Below are 17,085 nucleotides of genomic sequence, written 5' to 3'. Positions count from 1 at the left end.
CTGGGTGAGCGATCGGGTAAAATACTCGAATACTTTTATCACGCAGAGTCCCTCATGAGCCAACCCGTACCTTCAATTGCACAGCGATTAAAGAGTCTTAACAATCGCCAGCTCGAAGCCGTCAAACAAATAGATGGGCCACTTCTGGTGCTCGCTGGGGCTGGGTCAGGAAAAACCAGTGTAATCACAACCAAAATAGCCTATCTGATTCAAACATGTGGCTTCAAAGCGTCGAGTATTGTTGCGGTTACTTTTACCAATAAAGCCGCACGTGAAATGAAAGAGCGTGTTGTAAGCATGCTCTCGAAGCAAGAAAGTCGTGGCTTGAGTATTTCGACTTTCCATACATTAGGCCTCAATATCTTACGGCGCGAATACCGCAAAGCGGGCTTAAAAGAAGGCTTTACACTGTTTGACTCTCAAGACGGTCAAGCACTGATAAAAGAAATATTGGATAAAGAATTTAACGGTCAAACGGATTCCGTTGGATTTTGTCAGCACACAATATCCAATTGGAAGAATGATCTCATTCCGCCACAGCAAGCCATGGTCAATGCCGATACCGAAGAACTGTTGCTCGCCGCTCAAGTGTATACGCAATATCAGAGGTATCTGCGTGCCTATAATGCGGTTGATTTCGATGATCTGATTTTACTGCCTGTTAGTCTGCTCATATCCGATGATGCATTACGTGATAAATGGCAGAAAAAAGTACGTTATTTATTAGTAGATGAGTGTCAGGACACCAATACCAGTCAGTACGAGTTGATTCGCTTGTTGGCGGGTTTTCGTCGTTGTTTTACGTTAGTTGGAGATGACGACCAGTCTATCTATGCTTGGCGCGGTGCTCGTCCAGAGAACCTCGAACAACTTTCTGTTGATTACCCAAATTTAAAACTGGTTAAGCTTGAACAAAACTATCGCTCAACAAAAACGATATTAAAATCAGCGAACACATTGATCGCAAACAACCCGCATGTCTACGATAAATCGTTATGGAGCGATTTAGGTATTGGCGATCCTATTCGTGTGATGGTGACTCGCAACGAAGACGCTGAATGTGAGCGTGTTGCTGCTGAAATCCAATCACGACACCTTCGTAATGAAATTCCCTATAAAGATTTTGCGGTGCTTTATCGCGGCAATCATCAAGCTCGTCTCTTAGAGATAAAGCTACAGGCTTATCGAATCCCTTATAAAATGAACGGCGGAACCTCATTTTTCTCGCGAGCTGAAATAAAGGATTTGATGGGGTATCTAAGGCTATTAGTGAACCCAGAAGATGATAATGCATTCTTGCGGGTGATTAACCTTCCCAGACGCGACATTGGCCCTGCAACGCTAGAGAAGGTTGGACTTTTAGCAAATGATTTAAAAGTCAGTTTACTTGCCGCCGCGGGCGATAAGGCGTTGGAAGAGAGCGTCTCTGGTAAACCGCTAAAAAGCATTCAAGAGTTTACTCGTTGGATGGACACCTTGCGGAAAAGCTTGGAAAAAGGCTCACCCATTCCGGTCATCGAGCAAATGATCTACGACATTGACTACTATGGTTGGCTGCAAGAGCAAGCAAGCTCGCCCAAAGCGGCTGAACGTCGTATTGAAAATGTACGTTTTCTGATTGAATCCATCCAGCGCATGATGGAATCTGCTTGGGAAGAAGACGCGGATGCAGGGCTAGATCAAGCGATTGCTAAACTGCTTTTGATCGACATGTTGGAACGACAGGAAGAGGAAGAGGATGAAGATAAAGTGCAACTGCTGACGCTTCATGCCTCAAAAGGTCTTGAATACCCACACGTTTTTCTGATTGGTTGTGAAGAAGAGTTACTTCCTCATAGAAACAGTATAGAAAATGACGACATCGAAGAAGAGCGCCGCCTTGCTTATGTCGGCATTACGCGAGCCAAGCGTACTTTGTGCATTACAATGGCCTCAAAGCGCCGCCAGTTTGGCGAAGAAATGGATTGTCTACCCAGTCGTTTCTTAGATGAACTTCCACCAGAAGATCTTGTGTGGGAAGGTCGTGGCGATGAATCTGAGCAGCAAAAGAAAGAGCAGGGTAAAGCCTCGCTTTCTGCTCTTAAAGCCATGTTGAATAAGTAGTGAGCCAATTAGTTTATGCTTCAGCGAGGACCGTATGAATAATGTATTTTCAGATATTCCAAAGAGTATTCCTGACGAAATATTTGAGGACATTCTTTCAACAGGCAATATTCGTATTGAACGTATAGTGTCTGATGGCCACAGCTCTCCTGATGTTGGTTGGTATGATCAGTCTGAACATGAGTGGGTTCTCGTGTTAAAAGGGCAAGGTGTTATTGAGTTTGAAGCGGGGCGTATCTGCACTTTATCAGAGGGCGATTTCATTAATATCGAAGCAGGCACTAAGCATAAAGTGTTGAGCACTTCCCCTGACGAAGTCACAATTTGGCTCGCCATTTTTTATTCCTAATCCACTCTTAATATCTAAACTTAAATAATATCTAAACCTAAAAGAAGGTTACATGAATGCGTAAGTCTGATAAAAAAATGGATAATCAAATTCGTCTTGTTCTAACGGATGTTTGTGAAACCGCGTTAAAAGATATTCAAGGCTTTGAGTGGCTGACGCATACCGTTGATTACGCGCGTTTTCCTCAAACATTAAAAGTGACGTGCGTATTTGATACAAATGAAAACCTTGAGGCCTACCTGCATTCGACATTAAATCATTCACTCGCGTTACGTATTCATACAGAGCTTAAAAGTCTCGACATTAAAATTAAAAATATTCAAAACCACATCTCATACGATACAGAAGAACATTGTCATCATTCGCATGAAGGAAATTGGGCTGAAAGGCTTCATTAACGTAATTCCTCCAGTTATTTTAAAAAGACACAGCACGCTATAAAAATAGGTCATACCTCTTTTGGTGTATATCCTTGTCCTCCGTACTTCCCTACTCTCCTAAAAAGTTAATTGTATTGTATGAACCGCTCAAGGAGCTTTCATGTCGAGTCTAAGTATCAGGGTTAAACTTGTGTTTTTGTCTGGCTGTTTTGCAGCGTGTTTAGTGGGGATATTAATTGTCGTGTCGACTCAATCGATACGTGCGATGAATGAGTTTGCATCTAGTGAGCTGAATGAATTGCAGCGCGGGCAAGCAGAAACATTATTACGCTCAACCGCTGATCAGGTAAAAACTAAAGTACGTGTTTTTTTGGAGTCTACCGCGTCGACGACCATTAACTTTGCAGCCTTGTTATCACAAACCGCGAAAGGTAATGGTGGAGAGCCGTATTTGCGTGAGCGAGTACACGATATGGCACAAGGCTTACTAAAAAGTACACCAACCATGAGTGCATTGTACGCCCAATTTGAAGAAGATGGTTACGATGGGTTGGACCGCCGTTATCCAAAAAGTACCTTATTTACCTCAGATGTTGGCACGTTGGATGTGTATTGGGTGCTAGAGGATGGACAGTTTGTTCCCTATGAGTCGGACTCATCTAAAAAGTATGTGAGCAGTTTAGATGACAATGGCGTACGTGAATCGGAGTGGTATCTATGTTCATATGACACCGCTGAGCCATGTTTGCTGGATCCTTACCTCTATGAAATCTCTGAAGGTAACAGCGTTTTAATGACGAGTTACACTGAACCGGTTTTAGTCGATGGTGCGTTTGTTGGTTTAGTTGGGGCTGATGTCAATTTACCGGAGATACAGGTACAGGTACAGACGCTGGCAAAAGATTTATTTAGCGGACAGGGCGGTATAACGATTGTGAGTCAGCGTGGCGTTATTGTTGCGTCCAGTGTCTTTTCATCGTCGTTGGGTTCGAATATTAACGTAACCGATTTGAATACGGATGACCTAAAGCAAGATGGATTGGTAAAAGGCTCAGACGAATGGCGTTTTACTAGCCATTTTGACATCGGTAATGCAGCTCAAAATTGGACGGTTTATCTCTCAGTACCGACCGATGTTTTATTAGCGCCATCGATAGAATTAAACACAACTTTGGAACAAAAAACCAATCAGTCCGTCATGTTACTTTTAGGACTAGGCTTGAGCTTAATCCTAGTTGGATTGGTTATTATTTACGGCATCGTGCGTTCTGTTACCTCACCATTAAGTGGCATTGCGGCCCGAATGAAAGCGCTCGCCTCTGAAGAAGGGGATCTGACGCAGCGTCTAGGGCCGCAAAAGCACCTTGAACTAATACAGCTTGCACAAGGTTTTAATCTTTTCGTTGAAAAGCTTCAAGATATGGTGAAACGACTAAACGCACAGCGTAGTGTCGTGGCGTCATCAAATGAACATTTTGTTGGTATCACTGCTCAAGTTGATCAGTCTATTTCTTCTCAAACTGATCAAATTCAGTCAGTTGTTACCGCTGTTACTGAGATGTCTAGTTCCGCCTTTGAGGTTGCGAATCTGGCGCAAGACAATGGTCAAGCAACAAATGAAATGAGCGGCTATTTAAGCGCGTCATTTGCTTTGGTTCAGCAGAACTGTTCTCAGGTCGGAATGCTAGCGTCGGAACTTGATCGTGCAAATGTTCAAGTGGCAAGAGTCTCAGAGCGAAGTGACGCTATATACGGAATTTTGGATACGATTAGAGGCATTGCTGAACAAACTAATCTACTTGCATTAAATGCAGCGATTGAAGCGGCTCGTGCGGGTGAACAAGGGCGCGGTTTTGCGGTAGTGGCCGATGAGGTTCGAAGTTTGGCTGCACGGACGCAAGGTTCAACAGAAGAAGTTGATGAGCTAATTAAAGCGCTGCAAGACGATGTGCGCTCTGCCGTTAGTTTGCTAGATCAGAGTCGGACAAACGTTAGTGCTACAGTTGAAGCTGCTAATGAGAGTGCAGAAAAGCTCGGGTTTGTTAACGATCGCGTTACCATGATCTCCCAAAACTCCTCTCAAGTCGCGTCAGCGGCGACAGAGCAGTCGAATGTAGCAGAAGAGATAAACAAAAACCTTGTGGTAATCAGCGATGCTGCTCAATCATTGAGAGAGGTCGTCTCTGGTCTATCATCAAGCCATACCGATAATGTTGAAGCGGTTAACCAGCTCAATTTAATCCTATCTAAGTTGAAGGTGTAGCGTTTAGATCGGAAAAATATAAATAGCATCAGGAATAGAAGTCGATAAGCCAAGGTGATGCGCTGTTTCTACTTCTATTGCCTGATTAGCTACTCACGATGACATTGTTTATCGCGTTTTCAATCAGTGATTTTTTCACCGATGTTTTACTTACGGGTTGGTCAAACCAGAAATTCATCGGCTGATCAAAACCAATGCCATGCATGTAGTTGTAGAGTGATTTTCTAAGTCCTCTGCCGAGCATATCGTGGTCAGTATCGATTGGGTCAAAGAAATCGACGTCATTCTCAGCGAAGCGCGTTTCAGGGCGATCAGCCAGAGTGATGCCGTAGTCATCTGGATTAATCCCGATAGGGCTGTGAATCGTTGCCGCGAAGCGGTGCCAATAAGCGGATTGAAAACAGCCACTCGACATCATTTGACGTACCATTTCCAGCGAGTCGATGGTCTCTTGCTCGGTTTGAGTTGGGAAGCCATACATGAGATAGGCATGCACTAAGATACCGGCATCGCTGAATCCCTTAGTGACACGTGCCACTTGCTCTACGCTGACGCCTTTTTTCATTAACTTAAGTAAGCGGTCAGAAGCCACTTCGAGACCGCCGCTTACCGCAATACAGCCCGAATCGGCCAGAAGTTGGCAGCGTTCAGGTGTGAAGGTTTTCTCGAAGCGGATGTTCCCCCACCAGCTGATGACCACTCCGCGTTCGATTAAGCGGTTAGCCAATGCAAACAAGGCTTTTGGCGGGGCGGCTTCATCGACGAAATGAAAGCCTGTTTGTCCTGTTTCTTCTATGAGCTGTTCTATACGGTCGACCAAAATGTCGGCACCAGCTGCGTCGTAGCGATCGATGTAATCTAGGCTGACATCGCAGAAGCTGCATTTGCGCCAATAACACCCATGAGCAATGGTTAGCTTGTTCCAGCGTCCATCGCTCCAAATTCGGTGCATCGGGTTGAGCATTTCGCAAAGTGACAAATAGTCATTGAGCGGTAAACCATCGTACACCGGGGCAGCGACATCGGTTTGCGGTATATCATGCAGTGCTTTGTTGTCATTGAAATGGACAAAAAGCTCGCCATTTTCGTCTTCAGCGAGACAGTAAGTACGTACTAACTCGTCTACCTCTCGTTGACCGTCAAGGTATTCAAGTAACGTCATAAACGGTCGCTCGCCATCGTCAACACAAATAAAATCGACAAATTCGAAGACGCGTGGGTCTTTTAGTGCACGTAATTCCGTATTAACAAAACCACCGCCCATCACAATGGCAATATCGGGGTTGATTGCTTTGCACGTTTGCGCAATGCGCAATGCGCCCAGCATATTGCCCGGAAAGGGTACAGTCAGCGCGACCACGCTCGGCTGTGTTTCTTCTAGATAGAGTTCGACAAGCTGTTCTAGAATTTCAGAGCTAAAACTTGGTTCCCCCATCAATATGTCGTACAGGTCGTCGAAGCTTGGGTTTGCTGCAGCTAAACGTTCGCCATAACGGCTGACTTCAAAATGAGGATCGACGCCCTGCGTAATGACCGCTGATAAATCATTGATAAAGAGTGTTGCAAGATATTTGGCTTTATCTTGTACGCCTAGATCGCCGAAAGCGTTTTGCAGAACGTCACCAGAAATAGCGGTCATTTGTTCAATGGCATCGAAAGCCGGGCCTTCCGGTAAAAAGCGGCGCGATACGATACGCAAGGCTAAACTGGGGTCTTTACCCTGTAAGAAGCGAATAACAGGTTCAACGCACAATGAATATCGATCGAACTCCGACAAGAAGGCATAAATAACGTCGGGTAGCTCATCGTCATTGAATTGCTCAAAATTGTCTTCCACATGTTGGCGGATGATATCCAAGCCGTCGGATGTCATCATTTCTAAAAACAACTCAATGGCGGGATCTCGTTGTATCGCATCGTAATTACGAGATCGCAAGAACCCGGTTAAATAGGCCGTTGCTGGATAGGGCGTATTCAACTGAGTCATTGGGGGAGTCATTAAAAGAACGGTCATAGCCTGCCTTTACAGTGGAAACGGAATGGTCAAAAAAATAGAGACGAAAAGCGTCTCTTTAAAACGCCATAGGAAGCAATACAAACCCTAAATACGAGAACCACATTACGGCAATAGCGCTACCGAGCCATAGCATGATACGACGACGTCGTGATCTTACTGGCTTCTCGTCGTCTTCGTTATAATGAGCAAGGAAGTGCTCGACAGCTTCTTCTGGTGAATTCGCTTCAACGGTGGTTTTCTCTACGTAACCGCAGATTTTTAAGTGTTGGACGTCTTCCTTAACCGTTTCCGCACGGGTTATATGTTCACGTTTAAGAACAGTGTAGGTTTGCATGGAATACTCTCTTAACTTTGCACAAATCTGATGGGGGCAAATGCTACCATTACCGCTTTCATCTGTCTGTAAAAGGCGTTTGAAAGAGGGTAATCTTTCGGGTCTATTTGTTCTTCGTGGACGCCTTTTATTGGTTCAAGTGATTAAAAAGGGGACTAAATGTTTGACAAAACGCAGAGTGCTTTCCAAAAAATCGCTAGTCAGTGATTTGATTCTAGTATAATAATCACTCATCCGTTTGAGTGTGCCTCATGGACAATTCGTTTGTCGTTTACTTTTCATCTCATTTAGCTTTTTGTAAGGCTGATATAGAGGCGAGTTTATCGAACCATTCAATGTTAATCGAGTGGCGTTGTATCGATTCCATTGAAGAGTGCCCTGTTTCCAATACCGTCTTAATCTCGGAAGGTGAGCTTTCTGGGACGGACGTGCGTCTATTGGCAGCAAGAAGATCATTTGTCGTGGTTGAAAATTGGTCCTTAGAGGTCAGCGTAAAATGGATCGAAAGAGGCGCGATGAACTGTTTCTCTCATTCTACCCCGTCTCTTATTGCCTCCTATTTGTTTTCTGAATTTACTCACTATACGCGCACTGAGTCCGAAAAAGTGGATATGAGTATGTTTCAGGTCGTTATCGATACGATTCCTGTTCCCATTTTTTACAAAGATCATCTGCATATTTACCGAGGGTGTAACGATGCTTTTTGTGATTTTTTAGGGTATTCAAAGCAGAAGATTATCGGAAGCTCAGTTTATGACATTGCACCAAAAGACTTAGCGGGTATTTATTATGCAGCGGATTGTGAACTGCTTCGTCGAGGTGGAACGCAACGATATGAAGCGGAAGTTCGATATGCAAATGGCTCTCTCCATGAAATAGAGTTTAACAAAGCGGTTTTTATGCGACCAGACGGACAGCCTGGTGGCCAAGTTGGTGTCATGTCGGATATCACAGAACGTAATCAATTAATGCGGAAGCTGGAAAAAGCCAGTGCGACCGATCAACTGACGGGAGCCGCTAACCGCAGAAGCTTTGATCAAGTGATTCACGAGGAATGGAAAGTCGCAAAGGCATCTGGCAGCCCCCTCAGCCTGATGAGCTTAGATCTCGATCATTTTAAGAGAATTAATGATCAGTACGGCCATAGTGCTGGCGATACTGCATTAAAATTAATTGTTGATTGGTTGCAAGCAGGGCTGGGGGAAAACGATAGCCTTTATCGAATTGGCGGCGAAGAGTTTTATGTTCTTATGAAAGAGACGGATCTTAAAAGCGCACTCGAAAAAGCCGAATCGCTGAGAAGTGGGCTTGAAAAACATACGTTTATGATTCAAGACAATGAGATAAAACTGACGCTTTCGATTGGTGTTATACAGCTTGGTATGGAGATCATATTAGATCAGATTCTTGAACTGATTGATCGTGCATTGTATGAAGCAAAAAATAATGGACGTAATCAGGTCAGGGCGGTTTCTGGAAAAAGAATGTCATAAGTCGCATTATAAAGTCATCAGAAAAGTAGCACTTATCGGAACGCATTGTAAAAAGGAGACGTATTTATGTCGTTAACCTCTCATTTTGAATTGATGGCGGTTTACAACCAAGGGATGAACCAGCGCTTGTATCAAGTGGCGGCTCAATTGACACCTGAGCAACTGAGTAAAGCGCGAGGCGCGTTTTTTGATTCTATTATTGGAACACTGAATCATATTGTCGTTGGCGATGTTATTTGGCTGAAAAGATTCGCCAATCATCCTAATCATTTTAGCTCATTGGACTCCGTTCGAAGTATGCCGTCGCCCAATGCATTAGACGCAGTGCTTTATGATCGTTTATCTGATTTAGAAGAAGTGCGTATGCACTTAGATCGTATCATTGTTGAGTTTGCCGCTGAGCTGGACGATGACGTTTTGGCGTCACCATTATTGTTCAATAACATGAAAGGTAAGCCAAACAAAAAGCAACTGGGTTATTTGGTTCAGCATTTCTTCAATCATCAGACACACCATCGCGGACAAGCATCTACATTGTTGTATCAAGTGGGGTTGGATGTGGGTATTACCGATCTTTTAATTGATATCCCCAACGAATAATTTTTACCCTGCACATTTAATTCTGTACAAAGGCTTGAATAAGGCCTCTGTACAGGGTGTCGATCGCGGGAACGGTTTCTAATTGATCGGCTATGCAAGTATGGGCGTCTGCTTTGATTCTATCGTTCATCTGATTAAATTGATTGAAAAGGTTCACGGGATGAACGAGTTGTTCGAGCGAAACATCGACTAAAATACATGCTTGAGCAAGTATCACCTTCCTTTCTTTGCCAGTGATAACCCGCTGTGCCGTACCCACTATTTTTTGTCCGTTAATATTCATGTTGTAATCGCCGTCGCAGTATGAGTGAGGCGTTGCATGATTTTCGGTTGTTAGACCAAGAGCATTAAAAAAGTGTTCGAGCGTACCACAAAAGCGACTATAGCCTTCTTGAATAGCGTAATGTCTATCGGCGTCCCAGACATACATGTGGGTTAAGTTGATGACGCCTTGAACTTGAGGAACGGGAGCTCCGCCTGTTCGCCTAGAGACGATGTGCCAATTGTGTAGATCGAGCTGTGCTGTGAGCTCTGGTGTCGCCTTCCATTTTTGACTGGCAGGTAATACGAGCGTGGGCGTTGTTGTTCGCCATAGTAGTAGACATTGGTTTAGGTCGCCCGTTTGAACTTTTTTGATCAGTTCAGCTTCCTTTTCAAAAGCACGTTCAACTGACGTATTTTTGAACTGAATAATTCGGTTTTTGCTTGTGGTCATTATACCGCTTACGTCATTTTCTATTAGATAGATGGTGCCATAAATGATCTCTTGATATAAGAATTATCTTCATTTGTCATTCAAACTAACGTCTCTTTAGTCAGTCGCTCTATTCAGAAACACGCCTCTCCAAAAACACCTGATATTTCAAAGAGGCGTTTAAAGAGAGGCGTGCTTTGTCTATGTTAACTAAGCAGTTAGGTAACTAAGCAGTTAGGTAACTAAGTAGCTAAGTAACTTAGCGATAGAGCGATCAAGTTATAAAAAGGACAAAGCTTTGCCGCTAGGTTCACCTACCACGTTGCCGTTCTTCATCACGATTTTACCAGCAAGAATGGTGGCGATGGGGAAGCCCGTCACGCGGTCGCCGTGATAAGGTGTCCATCGACATTGGCTCGCCATATCGGCGTCGTCAAATGTGTGCACTTTTGCCATATCGACTAAGACAAGATCCGCGTCAAAACCTTCTGCAATATTCCCCTTATTTTCAATGCCTAATACTCGGCAAGGTCCTTCACAAATCAGGTCTACAAGCTTCTCAAGGCTGATTTTATTTTGATTTACCATGTTGAGCATGACGGGAAGTAGGGTTTGTGTGCCCGGCATGCCACTAGGAGAATTGGGGTAAATACGAGCTTTCTCTTCAAGCGTGTGCGGAGCGTGATCCGTTGCCATAACGTCAACTGTGCCATCGTGAATAGCGTCCCAAATAGCATACTGGTGATAGCGCTCTCGGATCGGGGGATTCATTTGTACTCTAGAGCCGCGCTGTATATAGCAATTTGGCGCATGAAAATGCAAGTACTGAGGGAGCGTTTCAACTGTGATTTGTTGGTTATTCAAAAGGCTCTTCTGTTGACGCAAATAGTCCATTTCATCGGCACTAGAGATGTGTAAAAGGTGCAGTTTCGCGCCTGTTTCTTTGGCAATCGTGACGACTTTTTGCGTTGCATTGAGGGCGCTTTTTACGTCCCGCCATTCGGGATGTGAATATACATCGCTTGATGATTCCGCGATGTGTTTTCGTTCGCGTAGGCGAGCTTCATCTTCCGCGTGGATTGCAATACGGCGTTGGCAGGATTTAAGGATATTGGTCAGAACGGTTGTATCATCAACCAACAACGAACCAAACGAACTTCCCATAAAAACTTTTATTCCTGCGCAACCAGGTAACTTTTCTAGATCTGGTAACAGGTGTGTGTTTTCTGCGCTGGCACCCGCATAAAAAGCAAAGTTGCTCCAAGCGGATTCTGCTGCAATATTAAGTTTTTGTTTTAGAGCGGCTTCGTTGGTAGTCGGTGGTGTCGTATTCGGCATTTCGATAATACTGGTGACGCCTCCCAAAATAGCCGCTTTTGTGCCGGTCGATATGGTTTCTTTGTGCTCAAGGCCTGGCTCTCGAAAATGAACTTGAGAGTCAATAACGCCCGGCAGCAAGTGCTTATTTGTGCCATCTAAGACGGTGTTACTTGTATAGGAATTTAGAGTATCAGTGATGGCTACGATTTTACCGTCATGACAAATGACATTGGTAGCCTGTTTACCTTCTGGTAAGACGGCCGTCACATTTCTGATGATTAAATCGACTTTATTTGACGACATACTAACGTTCCTCACTGCTAAAGAACGCTTGAGCAACAGCATCATGTCCGTGAAGGCTTTCCTGATGTGATACGTACAGTTTTCCACTGTAACCTTGCGTTTCCAGCGCTTGTATTAGGCGCCGACTGGCGTCTTCTACAAACATTGGGTTGGCGCCATTTCTCAGTGCAAATTCTTGTTCGTCGTCTCGTTTCACAAAGGTTTGTACTGGTGTTCCAAGAGCTTCTTCGCAGGTATTAATAAGCTCAGAGATGGGTAAAGGGCCGTCGGTAATACCCACCGTAATGTTTGCGATACTTCGCTGACTGTGGGGAATCGCAAGCGTTCCGTTTTTCTCCAACCACGAGGTTATTTCGCCATGATTAAGCGATTGAGAATCACGGAATGTTTGATCGAAGGTTTGACTCAATGCCTGACGTGATAGCGCGGCGGAGGCAGGGCAACTGGAAGAATAAGTGACTTGAATCCCCAGTGATAAGGTGAACCCGTCTTGATGTGAGTAGTTCGCATTGATCTCAACAGGGTATCGATTCCACCCATCGCCATTACTGTTCAAAGCAGGGCGTTTAATCTGAAGTTGCGTTTTGAGTTCTATCGATAGATTTGTTGCTTCTACTTCGGTTTGCTGTAACAAGGCGTGTTTCGCACACGAGGCGAGGGTTGCAGCAGACAGGGATGTTTCGCTAAGTTCTAATAACGATTCGTACATGCGGGACATGTGCAGTCCCTTTTGTCCATTTTGGACATTTGCAAATATGGCGGCATTCGCTGCACAGGTTTGAGTACCGTTCTCTACGTTTATACGAAGAGGCAAGGCGATGTTTGCCATTCCTACTTGATCTAACGAGATATCTGACACTATCTTGCTGGCGACATCGGGTAAGGGGGTTAGGTTATTCATGTGGAAGCAAGGGCTCCTTATTTCTATGACGATGCGTTCGTTGGTGATGGCTTCGTAAATTGTGATTGGCTTTCAATTATTTTGAATGATACCTGATTTAACTGTTATGTTATAACATTTAATTTGTTCGATTCATAACAATAAGGATGCGTATGTCTAATCAAGCACAAAAAACAGCACTCGTTGTCAGCGCTCACTCGGCTGACTTTGTGTGGCGGGCGGGTGGAGCTATTGCCGCTCACGTGAAACAAGGTTGGAAAGTAAAGATTATTTGTCTGTCTTACGGAGAACGAGGCGAATCGGCAAAATTGTGGCGTAAGCCCAATATGACACTAGAGCAGGTAAAACTAGTACGAGAGCGTGAAGCGAGAGCGGCTGCCGAGATTTTAGGAGGCGATATCGAGTTTTGGGATATTAGAGATTATCCCATGCGAATCGACGAAGCGACGTTATTCCGTCTAGTGGAAACGTATCGCCAATTGCAGCCAGAGTTTGTGTTAAGTCATTCAGAGCGAGACCCTTATAACTTTGACCACCCTCTGGCGATGAGAGCGGCTCAAGAAGCGCGTATTATTGCTCAAGCCGAAGGGCATAACCCAGGTGAAACTATTATAGGCGCACCGTCTGTTTACGCGTTTGAACCCCATCAAACTGAACAATGCCATTGGGAGCCAAATACCTTTTTAGACATTTCTGATGTCTGGGATTTAAAACGTCAGGCAATTGAATGCATGGAAGGGCAAGAGCACCTTTGGGATTACTATACGCGTGTGGCGTTACAACGTGGCGTTCAAGCGAAACGCAATATTGGTATTACAGCTAAACGCGCGATTCAGTATGCAGAGGGTTATATGAAATTAACGCCTATCGTGGTGCATCACTTATAGAGTAGATCTTTTCACTTTATTTCTGCCCACATAATTGTCTGTTCATATCGGTAAGTGCATCGTGACGACGAACTTCAATCTAGAGTTCGTCGTTTATTTTTCGTTGTTTCTCTGATCAGACTCATTCGTACCTTTATGTCAAATACGAGTCTTAAAAGGCTTGCATAAAAGAAATGCCGTCACAAAAAGAGCCTAAATTCGCTCATTTAAATAGCGGTCATAGTCCGGTATGGTCTTTTCAAACTCGTTTTCAAAGAGCGGAGAAGAGACCAGAAAATTAGCGGACGAAACACTACACGCAATTGGGATATTCCAAACCGCCGCCACTCGTAAGAGGGCTTTAATATCGGGGTCGTGCGGCATAGGTTCAAATGGGTCCCAAAAAAAGATAAGGACATCGATTTTACCTTCCGCAATGAGGCCACCAAGTTGCTGATCGCCACCTAGCGGACCACTAATCAGCGCTTCTACCTCGACTCCGAGCTCCTTCTTTAGCATATTGCCCGTTGTGCCGGTCGCCATCAGATGGTGACAAATGAGCTTTTCTTTATGCTCTTGAGCCCAACGAATAAGCTCTTGCTTCATGTTGTCGTGGGCAACCAGCGCAATGCGCTTGGTTGCCGGTGTGGTAACGACTTTTTTATACATAGTCATTGGCGCTTAAACGATTTGACCAACTTTCACGATTTTCATCGCATTGGTTGTGCCAAGGCTGACGAGGTGATCCCCTTTGGTCACAATGACTAGATCGCCGTCTTCTATGTAGCCCAGTGATTTAACTCGTTCAATTAATCCCGAGATAATGTTGTCTACATTGTAAGATTGCGAAGAGAATGACACAGGTGTCACACCACGGTACAAGGCGGTACGATTAAGTGTTTCTTGATTCGGTGACAAAGCGTAGATCGGCAAGCCAGATGTAATACGAGACATAAGCAGAGGAGAGTTACCAGATGCTGTCAAGCTGATAATGGCTTTAACACCTTCAAGGTGGTTCGCTGCATACATTGCCGACATGGCGATGGTCTCATCGATGCTGTTGAATTTAACATCGATGCGGTGCTTAGACTTCTTAACGGAAGGTTGTTTTTCCGCGCCTAAACAAACGCGATTCATCGTGTGAATTACTTCTTCTGGGTAATCGCCTGCCGCTGTTTCTGCTGAAAGCATAACGGCGTCAGTGCCGTCTAAAACTGCGTTCGCGACGTCGAATACTTCCGCGCGAGTTGGCATAGCACTTGTGATCATGGTTTCCATCATCTGAGTTGCCGTGATCACAGGGCGGTTCAATTGACGGCAGCGCTTAATCATGTGTTTTTGAACACCGACCAATTCTGCGTCACCAATTTCTACACCTAGGTCACCACGAGCCACCATGACTGCATCGGATGCAAGAATAATGGAATCTAAGGTTTCATTGTCTGCAACCGCTTCTGCGCGTTCTACTTTCGAAACAATGCCAGCTTTAAGTCCAGCGGCTTCTGCTAAGCTGCGGGCCTCTTCTAAGTCGGCTGCGCTACGAGGGAAAGACACCGCAAGGTAGTCCGCTTTTAGCGCTGCTGCTGTTTTAATGTCTTCTTTATCTTTGTCAGTAAGCGCTGCTGCTGAAAGACCACCACCAAGACGGTTAATCCCTTTGTTGTTCGACAGAGGGCCGCCTACAACGACTTTTGTGATGACTTCCATGCCTTTGACTTCTGTCACTTCAAGAACAACGCGACCGTCATCGAGAAGGAGGACGTTGCCTGGCTCAGAGTCTTTAGCCAATTGAGGGTAATCGATGCCGACACGAGTTTCATCGCCAGCGGTTTTGTCGAAGTCGACGTCTAGGATAAACGTTGCACCTTCTTCAAGTTGAACTTTTTGGTTATCTTTAAAGCGTGCTATGCGAATTTTCGGTCCTTGTAAGTCGCCTAAAATTGCTATGTGGCGGTTGTTCTTCTTCGCCATTTCACGAACCGTATTTGCTCTGTTAATGTGATCTTCTGGTTGACCATGAGAGAAGTTCAGGCGAAATACATTTGCGCCCGCTAAAATCAATTTCTCGATCATTTCTGGCGAGCTGGAAGCGGGGCCTAAAGTGGCAACAATTTTAGTTCTGCGTGTCATGATATTTACCAAAAATTAAGATACGTGAAGAGAAGTATATGAAACGACGAAGGCTGCGTCAGCAGCCTTCGTGTATTTTGAGCTATTTTGCACTCATTAATGCAATTGCGTTGTCTAACATTCGGTTTGAGAAGCCCCATTCGTTATCGTACCAAGCCATTACTTTAACCAGAGTGCCTTGTACACGTGTTTGTGTTGCATCAAAGTTTGATGTGTAAGTGCTGTGGTTAAAATCACTTGAAACCAAAGGCTCACGGTTTACACATAGAACGTCGGCAAGGACTGGATCTGCTGCAATCGCATCTTCGATGATTTGATTTACTTCTTCAGCCGTTGTTTCACGAGGTGCTTGGAAGGTAAGGTCAACCAAAGAGACGTTTACGGTCGGTACACGCACCGCCATACCATCAAATTTACCTGCTAGTTCTGGTACCACTAAACCTACCGCTGCCGCTGCGCCCGTTTTTGTTGGGATCATGTTCATTGCCGCCGCTCGAGCACGGTATAGGTCTTGGTGATAAACGTCAGACAGTTTTTGGTCATTTGTATACGCGTGGATTGTGGTCATCAAGCCGCTAACAATTCCGAGTTTGTCGTTTAGTGGCTTCGCGATCGGAGCAAGACAGTTAGTTGTGCAAGATGCATTCGAAATGACGGTCATATCAGACGTCAATACGTCTTGGTTTACACCGTATACAACCGTGGCATCGACTTCTTTACCCGGTGCAGAAATAATGACTTTTTTCGCGCCAGCAGATAAGTGAGCACTTGCCGTTTCTTTCGTTGTAAAAAAGCCGGTACATTCAAATACAACATCAACGTCAAGATCAGCCCAAGGCAACGCCGCTGGATCGCGCTCAGACAAGGTTAGAATTTTGTCTTCATTAATATACAGTGCTTCTTCATCGAAATTAACATCAGCATTGAAGCGACCATGAACCGTGTCGTACTTAGTAAGGTGAGCGTTTATTTTTGAGTCGCCTAAGTCGTTGATTGCTACGACTTGAATTTGATCTCGTTTACCAGACTCGTAAAGCGCTCGAAGCGTGTTGCGTCCAATACGTCCATATCCGTTAATTGCTACCTTAATAGTCATACCCACCTCTAAATTCGTCTGAAATTCATTTCATAAAGTCGCTAACACAAGTGTGGAACACTTATTCCAGAATTGCTTTATTTTGTAAAAATACTACATAAGCAGTTTTGCAAGCAAGAATCTAAATCAAATAACATTATAAATGATTAAAAAATAATCACATCGTTCGTTTAAATTGATACTACACTTACTTGTGTTACAGATTAGTTGCCATTCTATCGAAAAAAACTCGAAAT

15 protein-coding genes are annotated in these 17,085 nt (G+C 44.5%); 7 read left to right on the top strand and 8 right to left on the bottom strand.

The genetic code is table 11. From position 1 onward, the window contains the following. The first annotated feature begins 54 nt into the window (after positions 1 to 54). From rep to MARME_RS22220, 4 genes are all read left to right on the top strand, one after another. Positions 55 to 2,103, top strand: a complete 2,049-nt coding sequence (gene rep, locus MARME_RS17255; RefSeq protein WP_013662549.1) for a DNA helicase Rep — start codon at positions 55 to 57, stop codon at positions 2,101 to 2,103. A 34-nt stretch (positions 2,104 to 2,137) separates the two neighbouring features. Continuing rightward, positions 2,138 to 2,452, top strand: coding sequence for a cupin domain-containing protein (locus tag MARME_RS17250; RefSeq protein WP_013662548.1), 315 nt, complete (start codon positions 2,138 to 2,140; stop codon positions 2,450 to 2,452). Positions 2,453 to 2,508: 56 nt separating this feature from the next. Beyond that, entirely contained in the window at positions 2,509 to 2,850 is a 342-nt protein-coding gene (locus tag MARME_RS17245; RefSeq protein WP_013662547.1) for a hypothetical protein, read from the top strand. Positions 2,851 to 2,992: 142 nt separating this feature from the next. After that, a complete protein-coding gene (locus MARME_RS22220) occupies positions 2,993 to 5,095 on the top strand; it encodes a methyl-accepting chemotaxis protein (protein WP_013662546.1) in 2,103 nt (700 codons plus the stop codon). A gap of 85 nt (positions 5,096 to 5,180) precedes the next feature. Here MARME_RS22220 and MARME_RS17235 read toward each other — a convergent pair whose 3' ends face one another. Together MARME_RS17235 and MARME_RS17230 are read right to left on the bottom strand one after the other, a co-directional pair. Next, positions 5,181 to 7,109, bottom strand: a complete 1,929-nt coding sequence (locus tag MARME_RS17235; RefSeq protein WP_013662545.1) for a B12-binding domain-containing radical SAM protein — start codon at positions 7,107 to 7,109, stop codon at positions 5,181 to 5,183. Positions 7,110 to 7,167: 58 nt separating this feature from the next. After that, positions 7,168 to 7,446, bottom strand: a complete 279-nt coding sequence (locus MARME_RS17230; protein WP_013662544.1) for a hypothetical protein — start codon at positions 7,444 to 7,446, stop codon at positions 7,168 to 7,170. Positions 7,447 to 7,697: 251 nt separating this feature from the next. On the opposite strand from MARME_RS17230, the gene MARME_RS17225 reads away from it, so the two are divergent. Beyond that, positions 7,698 to 8,939 (top strand): GGDEF domain-containing protein, encoded by a 1,242-nt coding sequence (locus MARME_RS17225; protein ID WP_013662543.1) that lies wholly within the window; start codon positions 7,698 to 7,700, stop codon positions 8,937 to 8,939. Between the two features lie 66 nt (positions 8,940 to 9,005). After that, positions 9,006 to 9,539 carry a DinB family protein gene (locus MARME_RS17220; protein ID WP_013662542.1) on the top strand — a complete coding sequence of 178 codons (534 nt, stop codon included), beginning with the start codon at positions 9,006 to 9,008 and terminating at the stop codon, positions 9,537 to 9,539. Between the two features lie 16 nt (positions 9,540 to 9,555). Here the strand turns inward: MARME_RS17220 and MARME_RS17215 are convergent, their stop codons facing one another. The 3 genes from MARME_RS17215 to folE2 all read right to left on the bottom strand — a co-directional run bounded on the left by MARME_RS17215 (position 9,556) and on the right by folE2 (position 12,757). Continuing rightward, positions 9,556 to 10,254, bottom strand: coding sequence for a lipoate--protein ligase family protein (locus tag MARME_RS17215; RefSeq protein ID WP_013662541.1), 699 nt, complete (start codon positions 10,252 to 10,254; stop codon positions 9,556 to 9,558). 258 nt (positions 10,255 to 10,512) lie between these two features. Further along, positions 10,513 to 11,856, bottom strand: a complete 1,344-nt coding sequence (locus MARME_RS17210) for a dihydroorotase (protein WP_013662540.1) — start codon at positions 11,854 to 11,856, stop codon at positions 10,513 to 10,515. A 1-nt stretch (position 11,857) separates the two neighbouring features. Beyond that, positions 11,858 to 12,757, bottom strand: a complete 900-nt coding sequence (gene folE2 / locus MARME_RS17205) for a GTP cyclohydrolase FolE2 (protein WP_013662539.1) — start codon at positions 12,755 to 12,757, stop codon at positions 11,858 to 11,860. A 152-nt stretch (positions 12,758 to 12,909) separates the two neighbouring features. Between folE2 and MARME_RS17200 the strand changes: the two genes are divergently transcribed. Beyond that, the gene (locus tag MARME_RS17200; RefSeq protein WP_013662538.1) at positions 12,910 to 13,644 is read left to right on the top strand and encodes a PIG-L deacetylase family protein; all 735 of its coding nucleotides are present in this window, start codon (positions 12,910 to 12,912) and stop codon (positions 13,642 to 13,644) included. Between the two features lie 192 nt (positions 13,645 to 13,836). On the opposite strand, the gene MARME_RS17195 is transcribed toward MARME_RS17200, so the two are convergent. The 3 genes from MARME_RS17195 to gap form a co-directional block, all read right to left on the bottom strand. Continuing rightward, the gene (locus MARME_RS17195; protein WP_013662537.1) at positions 13,837 to 14,298 is read right to left on the bottom strand and encodes a methylglyoxal synthase; all 462 of its coding nucleotides are present in this window, start codon (positions 14,296 to 14,298) and stop codon (positions 13,837 to 13,839) included. Positions 14,299 to 14,304: 6 nt separating this feature from the next. After that, the gene (gene pyk / locus MARME_RS17190; RefSeq protein ID WP_013662536.1) at positions 14,305 to 15,753 is read right to left on the bottom strand and encodes a pyruvate kinase; all 1,449 of its coding nucleotides are present in this window, start codon (positions 15,751 to 15,753) and stop codon (positions 14,305 to 14,307) included. Positions 15,754 to 15,835: 82 nt separating this feature from the next. Continuing rightward, complete coding sequence (gene gap, locus MARME_RS17185) at positions 15,836 to 16,849, bottom strand: type I glyceraldehyde-3-phosphate dehydrogenase (RefSeq protein ID WP_013662535.1); 1,014 nt, start codon at positions 16,847 to 16,849, stop codon at positions 15,836 to 15,838. Between the last annotated feature and the right edge of the window lie 236 nt (positions 16,850 to 17,085).

This window comes from Marinomonas mediterranea MMB-1, assembly GCF_000192865.1.
In the GTDB taxonomy this organism is placed as follows: Bacteria; Pseudomonadota; Gammaproteobacteria; order Pseudomonadales; family Marinomonadaceae; genus Marinomonas; species Marinomonas mediterranea.
Note: the sequence above shows the minus strand (reverse complement) of the source record. Positions and strands in the feature narration are given on the sequence as shown.

What these genes read in the sequence shown, in the direction of transcription:
- rep (WP_013662549.1), top strand. Translation starts at nt 55, where the DNA reads ATGAGCCAACCCGTACCTTCAATTGCACAGCGATTAAAGAGTCTTAAC.
- MARME_RS17250 (WP_013662548.1), top strand. Translation starts at nt 2,138, where the DNA reads ATGAATAATGTATTTTCAGATATTCCAAAGAGTATTCCTGACGAAATA.
- MARME_RS17245 (WP_013662547.1), top strand. Translation starts at nt 2,509, where the DNA reads ATGCGTAAGTCTGATAAAAAAATGGATAATCAAATTCGTCTTGTTCTA.
- MARME_RS22220 (WP_013662546.1), top strand. Translation starts at nt 2,993, where the DNA reads ATGTCGAGTCTAAGTATCAGGGTTAAACTTGTGTTTTTGTCTGGCTGT.
- MARME_RS17235 (WP_013662545.1), bottom strand. Translation starts at nt 7,109, where the DNA reads ATGACCGTTCTTTTAATGACTCCCCCAATGACTCAGTTGAATACGCCC.
- MARME_RS17230 (WP_013662544.1), bottom strand. Translation starts at nt 7,446, where the DNA reads ATGCAAACCTACACTGTTCTTAAACGTGAACATATAACCCGTGCGGAA.
- MARME_RS17225 (WP_013662543.1), top strand. Translation starts at nt 7,698, where the DNA reads ATGGACAATTCGTTTGTCGTTTACTTTTCATCTCATTTAGCTTTTTGT.
- MARME_RS17220 (WP_013662542.1), top strand. Translation starts at nt 9,006, where the DNA reads ATGTCGTTAACCTCTCATTTTGAATTGATGGCGGTTTACAACCAAGGG.
- MARME_RS17215 (WP_013662541.1), bottom strand. Translation starts at nt 10,254, where the DNA reads ATGACCACAAGCAAAAACCGAATTATTCAGTTCAAAAATACGTCAGTT.
- MARME_RS17210 (WP_013662540.1), bottom strand. Translation starts at nt 11,856, where the DNA reads ATGTCGTCAAATAAAGTCGATTTAATCATCAGAAATGTGACGGCCGTC.
- folE2 (WP_013662539.1), bottom strand. Translation starts at nt 12,757, where the DNA reads ATGAATAACCTAACCCCCTTACCCGATGTCGCCAGCAAGATAGTGTCA.
- MARME_RS17200 (WP_013662538.1), top strand. Translation starts at nt 12,910, where the DNA reads ATGTCTAATCAAGCACAAAAAACAGCACTCGTTGTCAGCGCTCACTCG.
- MARME_RS17195 (WP_013662537.1), bottom strand. Translation starts at nt 14,298, where the DNA reads ATGACTATGTATAAAAAAGTCGTTACCACACCGGCAACCAAGCGCATT.
- pyk (WP_013662536.1), bottom strand. Translation starts at nt 15,753, where the DNA reads ATGACACGCAGAACTAAAATTGTTGCCACTTTAGGCCCCGCTTCCAGC.
- gap (WP_013662535.1), bottom strand. Translation starts at nt 16,849, where the DNA reads ATGACTATTAAGGTAGCAATTAACGGATATGGACGTATTGGACGCAAC.